Origin of the sequence: Candidatus Pelagibacter sp. (genome assembly GCF_052049675.1) — a bacterium.
In the GTDB taxonomy this organism is placed as follows: Bacteria; Pseudomonadota; Alphaproteobacteria; order Pelagibacterales; family Pelagibacteraceae; genus Pelagibacter.
Genome location: NZ_JBNGZM010000001.1, coordinates 425,944 through 442,519, shown reverse-complemented (window position 1 = coordinate 442,519; position 16,576 = coordinate 425,944). Strand labels below are relative to the sequence as shown.

The window sequence follows — 16,576 nt, the reverse complement described above, 5'->3', positions numbered from 1 at the left end:
AAAACTAACTCTATAGCTATAAAGCCTCTAAATGGCAAGGATTAATTGTTTAAATAATCTATAGCCCCCTGAAGAATAAATGCAGCTGCGTTCTGATCTATGTTTTTTTCACGCTTAGAAACATTAATATCAAGCTGACTGGACAAATTAAATGCACCAACGGTTGAAAGTCTTTCGTCCCATAAGCAAACATCTACATCAACATTTTGGTCTATATTTTTAGATACATCGCTTACTGATTGAGCAGAAGGACCTAATGAACCATCCATGTTAATTGGATATCCAACGATAATTCCTTTAATATTATTTTCGTCTATTATTTTTTTTAATTCGTTGATTAGATCATCATTATTGGTTTTATTGATTGTTTTAAAAGGTGTGGCAATTGATTGTTTTTCATCACAAATTGATACACCGATTCTTTTTGAACCAAGATCTAAACCAATCAATCTCGTGGTTTCAGACTGTTTTTTTTTGAATTCTTCAATAGTGATCATATTGTATATTTTAAACTTAAGTGATAGTTTGCGACATATTTAAATACCATATGAGCATCGATCTTAAAACAATAAAGCACATATCTAAACTATCAAGAATTTCTGTAGATGAGAAAAAAGCAGAGAAACTTGCAGGAGATTTAAATTCAATTTTCGATTTTATTGAAAAACTTAACGAATTAAAAACTGACAATGTTGAACCATTAACTTCTGTTGCTGAAACAACTCTAAAACTAAGATCAGATGAAGTAAAAAGTAAAAACTTAAGAGATCAAGTAATAAAAAATTCTCCTAAGGAAAATGAAGATTATTTTGTAGTACCGAAGGTAATTGAATAATGTTAGATATAACTAAACAAGCATTATCTGATTTAGTAGAAAATATAAAAAGTAAAAAACTTTCTTCAAGTGAAGTTACTAAAGCATTTGTTGAAAGATCAGAAAAATCAAAAGAATTAAATGCATATATAACTGAAGATTATGCAAATGCTTTGAATAAAGCAAAAAAGTTTGATGAAAAACCTAATCTTGATCTGAAATTACCTGGTATTCCAATGGCTGTAAAAGATTTATTTTGTACTAGAGATTTAAGAACTACGGCAGGAAGCAAGATTTTAAATAACTTTGTTCCAACTTACGAGTCAACAGTCACACAAAACATTTGGAATGAAGGAGCTATCCTAATGGGGAAATTAAATTGTGATGAATTTGCAATGGGTTCATCTAATGAAACTAGTTTTTTTGGTAATGTACAAAACCCAATTGATAAGAATTTAGTTCCGGGAGGTTCTTCAGGTGGATCATCTTGCGCTGTAGCAGCTCAATTAACACCAATTACTATTGGAACAGATACAGGCGGATCTATAAGACAGCCTGCTTCATTTACTGGAACTGTCGGATTAAAACCTACTTATGGTAGTTGCTCTAGATACGGAATTGTAGCATTTGCATCATCCTTAGATCAAGCTGGTCCAATGGCGCAAAATGTTAAAGATTGTGCATTGTTACAGGAAGTTATTAGCACTTATGATGAAAAAGATTCTACATCAATAGACTTTAAAAGAAACGAGTACAGCAAAGAATTAACAAAAGATATTAAAGGTAAAAAAATAGGAATACCTAAAGAATATAGAGTAGATGGCATGCCTAAGGAGATAGAGGACCTTTGGAAAAAAGGTATTGAATATGCAAAAGATTGTGGTGCTGAAATTATCGATATATCTCTACCTCACACTAATTATGCATTACCAACTTATTACATAGTAGCACCAGCAGAGGCTTCATCTAATTTGGCTAGATATGACGGTGTTAAATATGGTTTTAGAGCAGAAGGGGAAAATCTTATTGATATGTATGAAAAAACTAGATCTGAAGGATTTGGTGCTGAAGTTCAAAGAAGAATAATGATTGGAACTTATGTTTTATCTTCAGGATATTATGATGCTTATTATCTTAAAGCTCAAAAGGTAAGAAAACTTATTAAAAATGATTTTGATGATGCTTATAAAAAAGTTGATGCAATTCTAACCCCATCCACTCCAAGTTCAGCTTTTAAAATTGGTGAAAAAACAAATGATCCAGTTTCAATGTATTTAAACGATATTTTTACTGTTCCTGTAAATTTAGCAGGTTTACCCGGAATTTCTTTACCTGCAGGCCATGATGCTAAAGGATATCCATTGGGATTACAGATAATTGGTAAGGCTTTTGATGAACAAAATATTTTAAACATTGCATATGCTATGGAAGAAAAAATTAATTTTAAAAACAATATTACTGATTGGTGGATTAAGTGAGTAAGAACAAATCTGAATATCTAATTAATAGATATGATAATCAATATGAAGTTGTCATTGGTTTAGAAGTTCATGCACAAGTTACATCGGAGTCCAAATTATTTTCCACATCAGCAACCAAATTTGGAGCTGAACCAAATACTCAAGTAAGTTTAGTTGATGCAGCATTTCCTGGAATGTTACCGGTAATAAACGAGTATTGTGTAAAACAAGCTATTAAAACAGGAATTGGTTTAAAAGCTAAAATCAATAATAGATCTGTCTTTGATAGAAAAAATTATTTTTATGCTGACTTACCTCAGGGTTATCAAATCTCACAATTCAAAGATCCAATTGTAGGTGAGGGTAAAGTAATACTTGATATGCCTGATGGTCAAAAAGAGGTAGGTATAGAAAGATTACACTTGGAGCAAGATGCGGGTAAAAGTATTCATGATCTAGATCCTAAAAATACTTTTGTAGATTTAAATAGATCAGGTGTGGCTTTAATGGAAATTGTAAGCAAACCCGACCTAAGATCTCCAGATGAAGTAAATGCATATATTAAAAAATTAAGATCTATAATGAGATATTTAGGTACCTGTGATGGAAACATGCAGGAAGGATCTTTGAGGGCTGATGTAAATGTATCTGTTAGAAAAAAAGGTTCAAAAGATTATGGAACCCGATGTGAGATCAAAAATGTTAACTCAATAAAGTTCATGCAGATGGCAATTGAATACGAGGCTAATAGACAAGTTGATTTAATTGAGGATGGTCAAACAATTGATCAAGAAACAAGACTTTTTGATACTAAAAAGAATGAAACTAGATCAATGAGATCAAAAGAGGATGCTCATGATTATAGATATTTTCCAGATCCAGACTTATTGCCATTAGAAGTTTCAGATGAGTTTATTGAAAAATTAAAATCGGAAATTCCAGAGCTACCAGATGAAAAGAAAAAAAGATTTATAGAAAAATTCAAGCTATCTCCTTACGAAGCTAACATTTTAGTTTCGGATATTGAAACATCTAATTACTTTGAAAATGTAATTAAGAAATCCGATGTAAAACTTGCAACAAATTGGATAATTGGTGAATTATTTGCAGCGTTAAATGAAAAAAATTTAGAAATAACTGAAAGCCCTATAAGCGCAGGCAATTTATCAAAGTTAATCAATTTAATTAAAGATGGAACAATTTCAGGAAAAATTGCAAAAACAGTTTTCGAACAAATGATGGAAGGCGATAAGGATCCTAAAAAAATTGTTGAAGAAAAAGGTTTAAAACAAGAGAGTGATCCAAAAGCACTTGAGGCGCTGATAGATAAAGTTATTGATGATAACAGAGATAAAGCTACCGAATATAAATCAGGTAAAGTTAAATTATTTGGTTTCTTTGTTGGCCAAGTGATGAAAGTTTCTGGTGGAAAAGCAAATCCTCAATTAGTTAATGAGATTTTAAAGAAAAAACTTTAGAATTTATGGGTTCAGACCTAAACATAACTAAAGAACTTCAAGAGTATATTTTAAGTCATGGATATAATTTAAATCCAGTCCAAAAAGAAATAATTGATTACAACACATCTCTTGGTGATATCAAAAGAATGCAAATCTCAATTTCACAAAGTCAATTTCTGCATTTAATTATAAAAATATCAAATATCAACAAAGTTTTAGAGATAGGTACATTTACAGGATTAAGTACTTTATCTATGGCTTTGGCATTATCAGATGATGGCAAAATAATTGCTTTAGATAAAAATGAGGAAACCAATAAAGTTGCAATAGATTTTTTTAAAAAAGCAAATCAAGACCATAAAATAAAAACATTAATTAAACCTGCTTTAGAAAGTTTAGACGAAATTAAAAATGAAAATTTTGATTTAGTTTTTATAGATGCTGATAAAATGAATTATATTGAATACTATGAACGTTCTTTACAATTATTGAACCAAAATGGTCTAATAATTATTGATAATGTTTTATGGTATGGAGAAGTTGTTAATGAAAACAATAATGATAAATTTACCAAAAAAATTAAAGAGTTTAATAGTCATATCTCAAAGGATAAAAGGGTTGAAAAATTAATAATTCCTCTTGGAGATGGAATGACCGTTTGTAGAAAATTATAATGTTTGAAGTAGTTGGCTTTTATAAATTTTTTAAAATTTCTTATCTAAAGAAAAATCAAAAAGTTTTATTAGAAACTCTAAAAAAGAAAAACATAAGAGGCACGATAATTATCTCCAAAGAAGGTGTAAATGGAACTATCTCTGGTAAAGCTGCAGACATTAAATTCATAATTAACAATTTAAAAAGAACTCTTAAATTTAAAGAATTTAACACTATCAATGTCTCTAAAAGCTCTTTCCAACCATTTCATAAACCTAAAGTGAAAATCAAAAACGAGGTTGTTCCTATGAACTTAATCTTAAATAAAAGAATAAAGAAAAAAGATAGCCATGTAGATCCAATCAAATGGAATAAGCTGATTAAAGAAAAGGATACTGTTCTAATAGATGCGAGAAAACCATTTGAATATGATGTTGGAACTTTTAAGGGAGCAATCAATCCTGTTGTTGATAACTTTAGAGATTTTCCAAAATATCTAAAAAAATTAAAAAAAAATCAACCAATAGCTATGTTTTGTACTGGTGGAATTCGTTGTGAAAAGGCATCTGTATATTTGGAAAAAAAAGGTTTTAATAACATTTATCAGTTAAATGGTGGAATTTTAAATTATCTGAAAAAAACTAATAAGAAAAAAAGTTTATGGAAAGGTGAATGTTTTGTTTTTGATAACAGAATTAGTTTAAAACATGGTCTGAAAGTTGGTTCTTACTCTATCTGCAGTGGTTGTAGGAAGCCTATTTCTCTTAAGGATAAAAAATCAAAAAAATATGAAGAGGGCGTTTCATGTCCAAATTGTCACGATAATCTAACAGATAATCAAAAATCAAGATTTAGAATGAGACAGAAACAAATTAATCTTGCTAAAGAAGCAGGAAAAAGACATATCTTCCAAAAAGAGTATTAACAAATCTTAAATTAATGAATTTATTAAAAGATGAAGTTTCGTTGTTAGTAAGAAAACTTGCTGTACCAGCAAGTGTTGGAACCTTATTCCAAACACTTTACACAATCGTAGATACTTTTTATGCAGGAAAAATATCACCAGAAGCCTTATCTGCTTTGAGCAAGTCATTTCCAATATATTTTTTGATAATTGCGACATCAATTGGAGTTACCGTAGCGGGCACATCATTGATTGGTAGCAGTATTGGAGAAAAAAACGAAAAAAATGTTTTAAGTTATTTTGGAAATGTAATCATTTATTCGATTATAATTTCGGTAGTTGTATCTATTTTAGGATTTACTTTTGGAGAAAAGATATTCTTATTAATGAATTCTTCTCAAGAAGTAACAATTCTTGGACTCGAATATATAAATGTAATTTTTTTAGGTACGATATTATTTATTTTAGTAGTAGCATTAAATTCATTCTTACACGCAGAAGGAGATACTAAAACTTACAGAAATGTTTTAATATTTTCTTTTTTCTTAAACATTATTTTAAATCCAATTTTTATTTTTGGTTATTTATTTATACCACCATTAGGAATAACTGGTATTGGGATAGCAACTTTAATTGCTCAATTTGTATCTTTGTTGGTTATTCTGATAAAAATTTTAAATAATCAAAGAATTAAACAAATAACTTTAGACAATTTTAAAGCTAAATTTTTTTTCTTAAAAAATATTTTTTTTCAATCAATGCCAATTACAATTGCCATATTAGGATATTCTATTGCTGCAACAGTTGTTTTTACATATGTTGGATTATTTGGTGAATATGCTGTAGCAGGGTATGGATCTGCCACAAGAATTGAGCAAGTAGTTTTGTTACCAATATTAGGAATTAATACAGCAATAATATCTATAATAGCGCAAAATATTGGAGCAAAATATTACGATAGAGTGGAGCAATCCTATTTCACCTCAATAAAATACGGTCTATTTATAATGTTAATTGCTGGTGTAGTTATTTTTATAAGTGCTGACATTGTTCCTAAATTCTTTTCTTCAAATCCAGATGTAATTATGCATGGCTCGATGTACCTTAAGATTTCCGCATTTATTTTACCTGCTTATCCAATATTTTTCTTATCAAATGGATTTTTTATGGCATTAAAGAAATCTGAAAAAGCCATGGTTAATAATATTGCCAGAAATGTGATAGTACCAGTTTTATCATTTTACATTGCAAAGTATTTAAATGCAGATTTTAAAACTTTTTTTTATATTTGGGCTATCTTTCAATGGTTGATATCATTGATATTACTATTTTATGTTAAATATTATATTAAACATAAATTGGCTAATGTTTAATATTTTTTAAATATGTTTTTTACAAAAAGGAAAGCGATAATTTTAATTATAATCTGTTCGATATTTTTTATTCTCACATATAAAGATGTTAAGTCTGAAGAGATAAAAGAAATTTCTGGTAATGCTCAAATTATTGATGGTGATACAATAAAAATAAATTCAAAAAAAATAAGATTGTATGGAATTGATGCACCTGAATTAAAGCAAATGTGTAAAAAACCGTATTTAACAATAATTTTTTTTACTTTTACTAAAGATTATCCATGTGGAAAAATTTCAACTCAAAAATTACAAAAAAAAATAAATAAAAAAGTAATAACTTGTAAAATTTTGGATATTGACAGATATAAAAGATTAATTGGAGAGTGCTATAAAAGAAATATAAATCTGAATTCTTGGCTAGTTTCAAACGGTTATGCAGTAGCTTATAGAAAATACTCAAAAAAATATATACCAAACGAAATTAATGCTAAAAATGAAAAAAAAGGTATTTGGCAAGGTAAATTTGAAATGCCATGGGAGTTTAGAAGAAAAAAATAAGTTTATAATCTTGAAGCACAGTCTTCAATCCAAGAACAAAGATGTTCAGCAAAAGATCTTCTAACAAACAGATTTACAATATTTTCGTCTTTATGGTGCAGAGTCACATCTATATGATTTAAAACTGTCTGAGTTGTTGATCCTTTCTTTTCTTTAAATTCATTAAAATTAAAGGGAGATCCTGCCGAAAAAATTTTATAAATATTTTTACCTTTAAGTTCTAATTGAACAAATTGATCTGTTACATCAGTAACAGCACCTAAATTTGTTTTTGAAATACTATTAAATAAAATTTCATGTAGCTCGTACTTGTTAGTGTCCCTACTTACAATCTGGTTAGAAACTATCATCCATTCATCTGGGCTAAGCCACATTGCTGTTAATTTATCACTAGTTGTTGAAGTGTTTGCCTCTGTAGGTAGGATCATATTAAGATTTTTACCAATATTTGTTAAAAACTCTCTTCTTTTACCTCTTAAATTAATTTTCATTACTTGAGAGATTTCTTTTACTGAAACACTTTCTTGATTTATTTCATTTTTAATAACTGAATTATAATTAAGCATTTAACCTCTCATTTTTCTCATCGTAAAAAACAGGATTTGCAACAGTGACATTAATATTTTTATTTTCCATTGGCACAAAAAGTTGTTTTCCCATCATGTCTTTTCCACCTCTAACTACTGCAAGTGCGATTGATTTGTTTAGGTTAGGACTGAAATAACTTGAAGTTACATGTCCAAGCATTTCTACTGGACTTTGATTTAACTCAGAAACGATTTGTGCTCCTTCCTCTAAAATTACATTTGGATCTTCTGTTAATAATCCCACCAATTGTTTTCTATCTTCTTTCATTGTATCAGACCTATAAAGAGATCTTTTACCTATGAAATCGTATTTCTTCTTGCTTACTATCCAATCCATTTGAAGATCGATAGGGGTCATTGTTCCGTCAGTATCTTGACCAACAATAATAAAACCTTTTTCTGCTCTTAATAAGTGCATTGTCTCAGTTCCATAAGGTGTAATGTTAAACTCTTTACCTGCCTCTATACACTTTTCCCATAAATCTTTTCCGTAGCTTGCTTGAATATTTATTTCGTAGCTGTGTTCTCCAGTAAAACTAATTCTCATTATTCTGCATTGAATATTGCCGATTTTCGATTCTTTGAATGACATGTGAGGAAAGCTTTCATCTGATAAATCTAAATCGGGAATTATTTTTTTAATAATTTTTTTACTATTAGGTCCACATAAACTCGCCGTAGCATAATGATCTGTTACAGATGTTAAATACACATCAAGCTCAGGCCATTCTGTTTGAAGATAATCTTCAAGTTTACCTAAAACATTAGCAGCACCACCAGTTGTTGTGGTCATAAGGTAATGATTTTCACCTAATCTTGTTGTAACTCCATCATCATAAACCATACCATCCTCATTTAGCATTAGGCCATATCTACATTTCCCTATTGCTAATTTTGACCAAGCATTTGTATAAACTCTATTTAAAAATTCAGAAGCATCACTTCCTTGAATATCAATTTTACCAAGAGTAGAGGCATCTAATATACCAGCACTTTCTCTAGCAGCTTTACTTTCTCTTTGTACTGCCTGATGCATAGTTTCTCCGTTAATAGGGTAGTACCATGCTCTCTTCCATTGACCGACATTTTCAAATTCAGCTTTATTCTGAACATGCCAATCATTTATTGGTGTTCTTCTAAAAATATCAAAAAATTTTCCTACATTTCGACCAACAATAGTACCAAATGTTAATGGTGTGTAAGGAGGTCTAAAAGTAGTGGTCCCTAATTCTCCCATTTTAACGCCTGCTGTATCTGCAATTATGCCCAACGCATGCATATTTCCTAGTTTACCTTGATCTGTTCCCATTCCAGTAGTTGTGTATCTCTTAACATGTTCGATAGATCTAAAACCTTCTCTTAATGCCAATTTAATATCTTTAGCGGTAGCATCGTTTTGATAATCTACAAATGGTTTAGTTTTACCCAAAGGTTTATCAGAAGGTAGCAACCAAATATTTCTTTTTGAATTTTCCTGATCAATTTCAACTTTAATTTTATCTAAATCTGTTTCTTTAATATTTAGACTATCTTTAAGCTTTTGATTTAAATTTTTAATGATTTCATCAATTTTAAAATCACCACCACAAGATCCTACACTTATTTGTTCGGATGTATTTTGATTTGGTAAGAAAATCTGTTTTTCATCATCAAACTTAAGTTTACTACCAGATTGTGTGTATAAATGTACTGCAGGCGTCCAACCACCAGCAACTCCTATGCAATCACATGAAATAGAAATTTTACTTCCAGTAACTGAAGTACCATCATTAGATAGTTTCATTATTGAAGCGCTATTTAATCTTTTGTATCCAGCTGTATCAACAATTGTATGTGACCAGTAAATTTTAATACCTGCTTCTTCAATTTTTTTTACAATTTTACTTTCAGATTGGTCTCTAATATCAACGATCGCTTCAACATTGATACCTTTGTTATATAATGACAAAGCACTTTCATAAGCACTATCATTATTAGTAAAAAATACATTTTTACTACCACATGCAACTCCATAAAATTCGCTGTATTTTTTAATAGCAGATGCAAGCATTATTCCTGGTCTATCATTATTATTAAATATCAATGGTCTTTCTAATGCACCTGTAGCTAAAATAACTTTCTTAGCTCTAATTTTAAGAAGTCTTTGTCTGATTTTATTTGCTTTATTTTTTGTCTCTAAATGATCAGTTAGATTTTCTCTAGCCAAAAGATAATTATATTGATGATAGGCAGCTACACTTGTTCTAGTTTTTATTTCAAGATTTTTAATATTTTTAAGTTCCTCTATTTCTTTTTTTAACCATTCAGAAGGTATTTTATTATCAATTTTGTTAAATTCGTTATTTTCAAAAATAGTTGAACCACCAAGTTCATTTTTTTCATCAACTAACAACGTTTTAAAATTATTTTTAGCTGCATTTTTTGCTGCTAATATTCCAGATATACCTGCGCCTACAACCAATACATCACAGTGAATATTTCGGTGGTCATAAATGTCAGGATCACTTGATGTTGGTGATTTTCCTAAACCAGCTGAGTGTCGTATGAAAAATTCATATTTCTCCCAGAAACTGGCAGGCCACATAAATGTTTTATAATAAAAACCCGCTGGAAAAAAAGGGGAGAGAAAATTATTTATTCCACCAATATCAAATTCTACACTTGGCCAACAATTTTGACTAGATGCCTCTAATCCCTCGTAAATCTCCACTTCAGTTGCTCTAACATTAGGTTCTGTTCTGTTGGTACCAGGATTTACTTGAACTATGGCATTTGGTTCTTCGGAACCAGATGTCATAATTCCTCTTGGTCTATGATATTTAAAACTTCTTCCAACTAAATGAACGTCATTTGCAAGTAATGCTGATGCTAAAGTATCGCCTTTAAATCCATGGTAAGTTTTGCCATTAAATTTAAAGGAAATTCTATTAGTTTCATCAATGTACTCGCTAGATTTTACTCTTAAGTTTTTAGTCATTTTATTGAGCAGGTGGTTTTTCACCCATTTTATAAATTGCTTTTATTTCATCGTTAGAAGTATCTCTAACCATATTAAACCACTTACGACAACCATGTGCATGGTTCCATCTTTCAAATTGTACACCTTTAATATTTTTTCTCATAAATAAATATTCTGCCCACTCATCATCACTTAATTCTGTTGGTTGCTTAGGTCTTTCAATATGAGCTTCACCGCCAGCCTTAAATTCCTGCTGATCTCGTTCTCCACAGTATGGACAGTTTATTAAAAACATTAATGAGCAACCGCTGCAGCCCCATGTTCATCAACAAGGTCTCCGCTTACAAATCTATTTAAGTTAAATGCAGCATTAAGTTTGTGTGGTTCATCATTTGCGATAGTGTGTGCAAACAAATCTCCAGATCCAGGAGTTGCTTTAAATCCTCCAGTACCCCAACCACAATTAAAGTATAATCCTTTAATTGAAGTTTTACTTAAAATTGGACTAGCGTCAGGACAAATATCTACTATTCCTCCCCATTGTCTTAACATTCTCATTCTACTGAAAATTGGATATAATTCTAATATAGCGTTTAATGTTCCTTCAACTATTTGATGACTACCTTTTTGAGTATAAGAAACATAATCATCTGTTCCAGCACCAATCACTAGCTCTCCTTTATCAGATTGACTGACATAAGCATGCACTGCGTTAGACATTACAACTGTATCAATAATTGGTTTTACAGGTTCAGAAACTAAAGCCTGTAAAGGTTTACTTTCAAGGGGAAGTCTTAGACCAGCCATATTAGCTATTACACTAGAATGACCAGCTGCAACTACACCAACTTTCTTAGTTTTTATAAATCCTTTTGTTGTTTCTATTCCTTCAACACTATCTCCATTTCTTTTTATTCCTTTAACTTCACAATTTTGAATAATATCAACACCCATTGCATCAGCTCCTCTAGCATATCCCCAAGCAACCGCATCGTGTCTTGCTGTACCAGCTCTACGTTGCAAAGTTCCTCCTAAAACAGGGTATCTAATATCTGGCGATGTATTTATAATTGGACAAAATTTTTTAACTTCTTCTGTGCTCAAGTAGACTGCGTCAATTCCATTTAGTCTATTAGCATGTGTTCGTCTTTTTAAATCTCTAACATCTTGTAAATTATGTGCAAGGTTCATCACACCTCTTTGACTAAACATTACATTATAGTTTATTTCTTGAGACAAACCTTCCCAAATTTTTAATGCATGATCATATAATCCTGCACTAGCGTCCCATAAATAATTTGATCTAATAATTGTAGTATTCCGTCCAGTATTTCCTCCACCAATCCAACCTTTCTCGACTACAGCAATATTATTCATATTGTGTTTTTTTGCTAAATAGTAGGCTGTTGCTAATCCGTGGCCACCACCACCAACAATAACTGCATCGTACTCTTTTTTAGGAACAGGATCTTTCCACGCCCTTTGCCAATTTTCATGATATGAAAGAGCATTTTTGATTAACGAAAATACTGAGTACTTATTTCTCATAATAATTGAATAATTACTTTATATATATTGAATTTTCAATACAATCGCTTAATACACAATGTCATACGGAAGAGTGGGTGAGAGGCTGAAACCAGTCGTTTGCTAAATGACCGTGCGAGGAAACTTGTACCGAGGGTTCGAATCCCTCCTCTTCCGCCACTAAAATAGAGGCTGATCTTTAAAAAAGTTTTTCATAGGTACAGGTTGTTGTTCCAAAATATATCTATAGACATTATAATTTTCCATTACACGCTGTACGTAATTTCTTGTTTCTCTAAATTTTATTAATTCAACCCAATCTACATAATCAACTTGTTTTTTTTGTGGATCTTTATTAATTTTTTTCCAATATTTAACTCTATTAGGTCCAGCATTATATGCAGCGACTGCAAAAGGGTAAGCACCATCATATTGTAGAATTAAACCTGCAATATAATGTGAACCTAAATTAATATTATATTCTGGATCAGTGGTTAATCTTGATTTTGAATAAGGAAGTTTGGCTTGTTTTGAAACTAATTTTGCAGTGTAGGGCATTAATTGCATTAATCCTTTTGCACCTGCACGACTGTTAGCCTCTAAATCAAATTCACTTTCTTGTCTAATTATAGATAAGATCAAAGCACTTTCTGGAATTTTTCTTTTATTAATATATTTTGGAGTGCTAATTATTGGATAATTGTATTTATTATGAAATCTTTTTTGGTAAGAAGCAATTTTTGAAACTTGAATAGCAAAATCATATCTGTTGATACTTGTAGCTAGTTCTGCAGCTAAAACTTCACTACCTTTAGCTATATTGTCGTTCGCTAAATGTCTTAAAATATGTTTCGTATATTTATCTTTCTTTAATTCTTCTAGAAGATAAGAAATTTTTACAAGCTCTTTATTAAAAAATTGAATTCTATATTTTGGATCAATTTCCATATCTTTGTCTAACTCAAATTTTCCATTTGGATTTAATTTTAAAAAAGCTAGCTGACCATAGTAAGTAGTAAGATATTTTGTAGCTTCTCTGTACCAATTATTTGATTGGTCTCTTTCGCCTATTTTTTCATATGCTCTTCCAAGCCAATACGCGCCTCTAGATAAACTTATTGGATAACTAACATTTTCATAAAAATTTTTAAAATGATTTTTAGCAGTCAAAGGGTCGTTTAAAAAACTTAATGCTATCCATCCACTCATCCATTCAGCAGCCGCATATTCAGATCCTTCAGTCATTCCATGATTGCTTGAAATTTTATATGAAATTTCATATTTTTTTTTATAAAGCAATGCTCTTGAGATAATTTCTCTTTCTTTCCACCATTTATCAGGTCTAACTAAATACTCTTTATCATTTCTTATTTTCAACAATATTTCAGCTGAAGAGTCTACACGTCCTTTTTTTCTTCTCCATTTCAATCGATCATAGTTTAATCCAGCATCATTCTTAAATTTTTGAGGAACATTTGCTATGGCTTGGTCAACCCCATAGCCTTTACTCATTAAAAGATGCCTTGCGTTATATAAAAGTTCGTAATCTTTTGGCAAATATCTTATTAATCTTTGTAAATCCCAACGATCACCGTTCCAAGCTAAATAATCAGCTCTTTTAATATAGTCATTTGCATTTAAATATTTTTTATATTTTTTTCTAAAATATTTTAATTCGTTTTTAGATAAATCTGCTGTTATCCAACCTTCTTTAATTAGTTTAATACCTTTATTTTTGTCTCCAATTAAAATGTGACTTTCTCCAAGTATCATTTTTCCATAACCACTTAATGGATCTTTTTCTCCAAACCAATTTATTATTTTTTTAGGTGAAACACTTTCTGTTGATAGTTTATGTTCACCAAGATATTTAACTCTGCCAATTCTAGGATAATCTGAATTTTTATTTAAAAAAACTTGATAATCGTAAAAGGAAGCCTGGTTACCAGAAGTTAAAAGATGTCTCCATTGTATAAAATTATAAATAGACTTGTCTTTAGCTTTTTTTGCTATTTTAAGAGCAGACAACCATTTACTTTTCTGCATTTCCGAAATAGCTTTTTTAGCCAACCCAAAGTCTTTTTTACTATAATATCTTGAAATCTTAATATTTTTAGCTGCGCTTGAGCCAGCTATTGTGGGTTTTTTTTTCGGTATTTTAAAACTTAATTTTTGTTCTTTTAAAACCAACTCTTTTTTAACAATCACTTCTTCAATTTTAATTTCTTCGGTTTTCGAGGGCTTCTTCAAAGGCTTAAGGATATTTATAGATATTTTCTTTTGAATTTCTTCTTTACTTAAAACAGGTTTTTTTAATGGTATAATTGAATTGATTTCAGCAAAGAGATTATTTGAAAATATTAATATTGATAAAGTGAAACCTAAAAATAATATTTTTTTGAGCATAATCTTTTAGTATATGAATCTTTAAACTATGTTATAAGTATTTATGTTCAAAGGATCAAATGTTGCTTTAATTACACCATTTAAAAATAATGGTCTAGATGAGGAAGCATATATAAATTTAATCCATTTCCACATTGATAATGGTACCAATGGACTTGTTCCAGCTGGTACAACAGGTGAATCCCCTACGTTAAGTCATGATGAGCATCAAAGAGTAATAGATTTATGTATAAAAGAAAGTAATGGAAAAATTCCAGTTATTGCTGGTACAGGTTCCAACTCAACAGAGGAGGCTATTTCTTTAACCACACATGCAGAAAAAGCAGGAGCTAACGGCGCTTTGATAGTTACACCCTATTACAATAAACCAACTCAAGAAGGTTTGTATCAACATTATAAAGCAATTAATAACAAGTGTGGCATTCCAATTATAATTTATAATATTCCTGGTAGATCTGTGATTGATATGTCAGTGGATACAATGGCTAGACTGTATGAATTAAAAAATATAGCCGGTGTAAAAGATGCAACAGGTGATTTAGATAGAGTTGATCAGACACTTGAAAAAATGGGTAAAGATTTTATTCAATTAACAGGTAATGATGATAATGCTTTTGAATTTAATAAACGTGGTGGAATAGGTGCTATTAGTGTAACAGCTAATATTGCGCCTAAACTTTGTTCAGATTTTCAAAAATTCTCCAAATCAGACACGGATAATGAAATGAAAGAAGCAGAAAGATTAGATAAAATATTACAACCAGTTCATCACTCGATGTTTGTTGAGAGCAATCCTAGTCCTGTAAAATATGCTGCAAAACTTTTAGGACTTTGTGATGACAATGTAAGACTACCACTTGTTACAGTAACAGACACAACAAAAGAAATTGTAAAAAAAGCTCTTCAGTCTGCTAAGTTAATTTAATGAACAAAAAAACCAATCCTGGTTTGAAAATCATTTGTTTAAATAGAAAAGCTAGTTTTAATTATTTTTTTGAAGATCTTTTTGAAGCTGGAATTGTCTTAAAGGGATCAGAAATTAAATCAGTAAGAGAGGGGAAGGTCAATATCGCTGAGTCTTATGCTGTTGAAAAGGGAGGTGAAATTGTTTTAATTAATTCACATATATCTCCATACAAGCAAGCCAGTTACTCTAATCATAATCCAACAGATGATAGAAAATTGCTTCTTAATAAAAAAGAGATAAATAAATTGATAGGTAAAATGCAAAGAGATGGTTTCACATTAGTTCCAACAAAAATGTATTTTAAAAAAGGAAAGGCTAAAATAGAACTAGCTGTTGCAAAAGGGAAAAAGCAATATGATAAAAGAGCAACAAAAAAAAATAGAGATTGGAATCGTGAAAAGGCAAGATATATTAGAAAATCAAGCTAAAATTGTTTTTTTAGGAATAGGTTCAAATTTAGGTATAAGAAAAAGAAATATAGAAAAAGCAAAATTTTTATTGGCAGAACATAACTTAGATGTTCTCTCGGTATCTAGTTATTATGAAACTCCTTCCTGGCCTGACCCACGAAAACCTAAGTTCTTAAATATAATTTTAAAATTAAAATGTAATTATAGTCCTCAAGAATTATTAAAAATATGCAAAACTGTAGAAACTCAATTAGGTAGAAAAAAAGCAAAAAAAAATGCTCCTCGCATATGTGACTTAGACATAATTGATTTCAATAAAATGGTATCAAAAAAAAATGCTAAAATTAATTTGCCTCATAAAAGGATGCACAAAAGAAGCTTTGTATTGTTTCCATTATTTGAAATCCAAAAAAATTGGATCCATCCTGATAAACAAATCGATGTTAAAACCTTGATTTCTCTACTTCCTGATAGAGACATTAGATCTATTAAACAAATTTGATTTAGTGATATAA

At 30.1% G+C, this 16,576-nt stretch carries 16 protein-coding genes and 1 tRNA gene; 11 read left to right on the top strand and 6 right to left on the bottom strand.

The window, feature by feature from the left end:
- Nucleotides 1-41: 41 nt before the first annotated feature.
- Nucleotides 42-497 (bottom strand): Holliday junction resolvase RuvX, encoded by a 456-nt coding sequence (ruvX, locus tag ACTT9L_RS02420; protein WP_440927768.1) that lies wholly within the window; start codon nt 495-497, stop codon nt 42-44.
- 50 nt (nt 498-547) lie between these two features.
- Here ruvX and gatC point away from each other — a divergent pair, with 50 nt between their 5' ends.
- Genes gatC through ACTT9L_RS02385 form a run of 7 tightly spaced genes read left to right on the top strand, consistent with a single transcriptional unit; the run spans nt 548 to nt 7,205 of the window.
- Entirely contained in the window at nt 548-835 is a 288-nt protein-coding gene (gatC, locus tag ACTT9L_RS02415; RefSeq protein ID WP_075485199.1) for an Asp-tRNA(Asn)/Glu-tRNA(Gln) amidotransferase subunit GatC, read from the top strand.
- Nucleotides 835-2,292 (top strand): Asp-tRNA(Asn)/Glu-tRNA(Gln) amidotransferase subunit GatA, encoded by a 1,458-nt coding sequence (gene gatA / locus ACTT9L_RS02410; protein ID WP_440927767.1) that lies wholly within the window; start codon nt 835-837, stop codon nt 2,290-2,292. Before gatC ends, gatA begins: the two co-directional genes overlap by 1 nt.
- Nucleotides 2,289-3,752, top strand: coding sequence for an Asp-tRNA(Asn)/Glu-tRNA(Gln) amidotransferase subunit GatB (gene gatB, locus ACTT9L_RS02405; RefSeq protein ID WP_440927766.1), 1,464 nt, complete (start codon nt 2,289-2,291; stop codon nt 3,750-3,752). Before gatA ends, gatB begins: the two co-directional genes overlap by 4 nt.
- 5 nt (nt 3,753-3,757) lie before the next feature.
- The gene (locus ACTT9L_RS02400) at nt 3,758-4,408 is read left to right on the top strand and encodes an O-methyltransferase (protein ID WP_440927765.1); all 651 of its coding nucleotides are present in this window, start codon (nt 3,758-3,760) and stop codon (nt 4,406-4,408) included.
- Nucleotides 4,408-5,313: an oxygen-dependent tRNA uridine(34) hydroxylase TrhO gene (gene trhO / locus ACTT9L_RS02395; RefSeq protein WP_440927764.1), complete on the top strand. Its 906-nt coding sequence runs from the start codon at nt 4,408-4,410 to the stop codon at nt 5,311-5,313. Before ACTT9L_RS02400 ends, trhO begins: the two co-directional genes overlap by 1 nt.
- Nucleotides 5,314-5,327: 14 nt before the next feature.
- Nucleotides 5,328-6,665: an MATE family efflux transporter gene (locus ACTT9L_RS02390; RefSeq protein WP_440927763.1), complete on the top strand. Its 1,338-nt coding sequence runs from the start codon at nt 5,328-5,330 to the stop codon at nt 6,663-6,665.
- Between the two features lie 12 nt (nt 6,666-6,677).
- Nucleotides 6,678-7,205 carry a thermonuclease family protein gene (locus tag ACTT9L_RS02385; protein WP_440927762.1) on the top strand — a complete coding sequence of 176 codons (528 nt, stop codon included), beginning with the start codon at nt 6,678-6,680 and terminating at the stop codon, nt 7,203-7,205.
- A 2-nt stretch (nt 7,206-7,207) separates the two neighbouring features.
- Here the strand turns inward: ACTT9L_RS02385 and ACTT9L_RS02380 are convergent, their stop codons facing one another.
- From ACTT9L_RS02380 to ACTT9L_RS02365, 4 genes are read right to left on the bottom strand one after another with little or no spacing between them, the layout of a single operon-like run.
- Nucleotides 7,208-7,771: a sarcosine oxidase subunit gamma gene (locus ACTT9L_RS02380; RefSeq protein ID WP_440927761.1), complete on the bottom strand. Its 564-nt coding sequence runs from the start codon at nt 7,769-7,771 to the stop codon at nt 7,208-7,210.
- A complete protein-coding gene (locus ACTT9L_RS02375) occupies nt 7,764-10,769 on the bottom strand; it encodes a sarcosine oxidase subunit alpha family protein (protein WP_440927760.1) in 3,006 nt (1,001 codons plus the stop codon). The genes ACTT9L_RS02380 and ACTT9L_RS02375 overlap by 8 nt, the downstream gene beginning before the upstream one ends.
- Nucleotide 10,770: 1 nt before the next feature.
- A complete protein-coding gene (locus ACTT9L_RS02370) occupies nt 10,771-11,046 on the bottom strand; it encodes a sarcosine oxidase subunit delta (protein ID WP_145597818.1) in 276 nt (91 codons plus the stop codon).
- Nucleotides 11,046-12,299 carry a sarcosine oxidase subunit beta family protein gene (locus ACTT9L_RS02365; protein WP_440927759.1) on the bottom strand — a complete coding sequence of 418 codons (1,254 nt, stop codon included), beginning with the start codon at nt 12,297-12,299 and terminating at the stop codon, nt 11,046-11,048. The genes ACTT9L_RS02370 and ACTT9L_RS02365 overlap by 1 nt, the downstream gene beginning before the upstream one ends.
- 67 nt (nt 12,300-12,366) lie before the next feature.
- On the opposite strand from ACTT9L_RS02365, the gene ACTT9L_RS02360 reads away from it, so the two are divergent.
- A tRNA-Ser gene (locus ACTT9L_RS02360) sits at nt 12,367-12,458 on the top strand.
- On the opposite strand, the gene ACTT9L_RS02355 is transcribed toward ACTT9L_RS02360, so the two are convergent.
- A complete protein-coding gene (locus ACTT9L_RS02355; protein ID WP_440927758.1) occupies nt 12,459-14,684 on the bottom strand; it encodes a lytic transglycosylase domain-containing protein in 2,226 nt (741 codons plus the stop codon).
- Nucleotides 14,685-14,727: 43 nt separating this feature from the next.
- Between ACTT9L_RS02355 and dapA the strand changes: the two genes are divergently transcribed.
- The 3 genes from dapA to folK are packed head-to-tail and all read left to right on the top strand — an operon-like array spanning nt 14,728 to nt 16,563.
- Nucleotides 14,728-15,609 carry a 4-hydroxy-tetrahydrodipicolinate synthase gene (gene dapA / locus ACTT9L_RS02350; RefSeq protein WP_440927757.1) on the top strand — a complete coding sequence of 294 codons (882 nt, stop codon included), beginning with the start codon at nt 14,728-14,730 and terminating at the stop codon, nt 15,607-15,609.
- Nucleotides 15,609-16,079 carry an SsrA-binding protein SmpB gene (smpB, locus tag ACTT9L_RS02345; protein WP_440927756.1) on the top strand — a complete coding sequence of 157 codons (471 nt, stop codon included), beginning with the start codon at nt 15,609-15,611 and terminating at the stop codon, nt 16,077-16,079. The genes dapA and smpB overlap by 1 nt, the downstream gene beginning before the upstream one ends.
- Nucleotides 16,006-16,563 carry a 2-amino-4-hydroxy-6-hydroxymethyldihydropteridine diphosphokinase gene (folK, locus tag ACTT9L_RS02340; RefSeq protein ID WP_440927755.1) on the top strand — a complete coding sequence of 186 codons (558 nt, stop codon included), beginning with the start codon at nt 16,006-16,008 and terminating at the stop codon, nt 16,561-16,563. The genes smpB and folK overlap by 74 nt, the downstream gene beginning before the upstream one ends.
- Nucleotides 16,564-16,576 lie beyond the last annotated feature (13 nt).